Source organism: Variovorax sp. 22077 (assembly GCF_052044195.1).
Lineage (GTDB): Bacteria > Pseudomonadota > Gammaproteobacteria > Burkholderiales > Burkholderiaceae_C > Variovorax > Variovorax atrisoli.
Genome location: NZ_JBQEQC010000068.1, coordinates 1 through 1,902, shown reverse-complemented (window position 1 = coordinate 1,902; position 1,902 = coordinate 1). Strand labels below are relative to the sequence as shown.

Below are 1,902 nucleotides of genomic sequence, written 5' to 3'. Positions count from 1 at the left end.
GACATGCTGTTCGACATCGAACACCTGGCCAACATCGGCGAGATCGCGAAGCTGCCCGGCTTCGAGGATGCCGGCCTCGAAACCGCACAGGCCGTGCTCGAAGAGTGCGCGCGCTTCAACCAGGACGTGATCGCGCCGCTGAACGTGGCGGGCGACCGCGATCCCTCATCGTTCAAGGATGGCGCCGTCACCACCACACCGGGCTTCAAGGAAGCCTTCGCGCAGTACGTGGCGGGTGGCTGGCAGGGGCTGCAGCATCCGGCGGACTTCGGCGGCCAGGGTCTGCCCAAGACCATCGGCGCGGCCTGCGGCGAGATGCTCAACTCGGCCAACATGAGCTTCGCGCTGTGTCCGCTGCTGAGCGACGGCGCCATCGAGGCGTTGCTCACGGCCGGCTCGGACGAACTCAAGGCTACCTACCTCGAGAAGCTCGTGAGCGGCCAGTGGACCGGCACTATGAACCTCACGGAGCCGCAGGCCGGCAGCGACCTCGCCCTGGTGCGCACCCGCGCCGAGCCGCAGCCCGACGGCACCTACAAGGTGTTCGGTACCAAGATCTTCATCACCTACGGCGAGCACGACATGGCGGAGAACATCGTGCACCTCGTGCTGGCACGCGTGGCCGGCGCGCCCGAGGGCGTGAAGGGCATCAGCCTGTTCGTCGTGCCGAAGTTCCTGGTCAACAAGGACGGTACGCTCGGCGAGCGCAACGACGTGCACTGCGTGAGCATCGAGCACAAGATGGGCATCAAGGCATCGCCCACGGCCGTGCTGCAGTATGGAGACCACGGCGGTGCCATCGGTTACTTGGTGGGCCAGGAGAACCGCGGCCTCGAGTACATGTTCATCATGATGAACTCCGCCCGCTACGCGGTGGGCATGCAGGGCATCGCGATCGCCGAGCGTGCCTACCAGCACGCGGTGGCCTACGCCAGGGAGCGCGTGCAGAGCCGTCCGGTGGACGGCTCCATGAACACCAGCGCGCCGATCATCCATCACCCCGACGTCAAGCGCATGCTGATGACGATGCGCGCCTATACCGAGGGCTGCCGCGCGATGTCCAGTGTGGCCGCCGCCGTCTACGACGCCGCGCACCATCACCCCGATGCCGACGCGCGCAAGCAGAACCAGGCCTTCTATGAGTTCATGGTGCCGCTGGTGAAGGGCTACAGCACCGAGATGAGCCTCGAAGTGGCCTCGCTGGGCGTGCAGGTGCACGGCGGCATGGGCTTCATCGAGGAGACCGGCGCGGCGCAGTACTACCGCGACGCCAAGATCCTGACGATCTACGAAGGCACCACCGCCATCCAGGCCAACGACCTCGTGGGCCGCAAGACGGCGCGCGACGGCGGCCAGACGGCGAAGGCGATCGCCGCGCAGATCGAGAAGACCGAGGCCGAGCTGGCCAGGATCGACAACCCCGCTGCCGCGGCCGTGCTCAAGCGCCTGAAGGCTGCGCGCGAAGCCTTCGTCGAGGTGGTCGACTTCGTGGCGGGCCAGACCAAGGCATCGCCCAACGCGGTCTTCGCGGGCAGCGTGCCCTACCTGATGCTGGCGGGCAATCTGGTGGCCGGCTGGCAGCTGGCGCGCTCGCTGATCATTGCGCAGGACCTCGCCTCGCGCAGCTTCGACACCGACTTCATGCTGGCGAAGATCGCCACCGCGCGCTTCTACGCCGAGCACATCCTCAACAAGGTGCCGGGCATCCGCGACAGCATCGTCGACGGTGCCGAGAGCGTGACGGCGCTGGCGCTCGAGGCTTTCTGAATACGGACAGCCGAACGCAGAAGTCGCAAAGGTTACGCAGAAGTCGCACAAGAAAAACCAGAATTTGTCTTCGGGTCCTTTCGCGACCTTTGCGTAGTTTTTGTCTTCCTTCTGCGTTCGGCTGCCCGATCCCGC

Annotated in this window: 1 protein-coding gene; it reads left to right on the top strand. The window is 65.9% G+C overall.

All coding sequences use genetic code 11. The features are described 5' to 3' along the window. A partial coding sequence (locus ACTJLF_RS34480; RefSeq protein ID WP_440884881.1) for an acyl-CoA dehydrogenase occupies positions 1–1,767 on the top strand: 1,767 nt, incomplete at its 5' end. Positions 1,768–1,902: the final 135 nt, after the last annotated feature.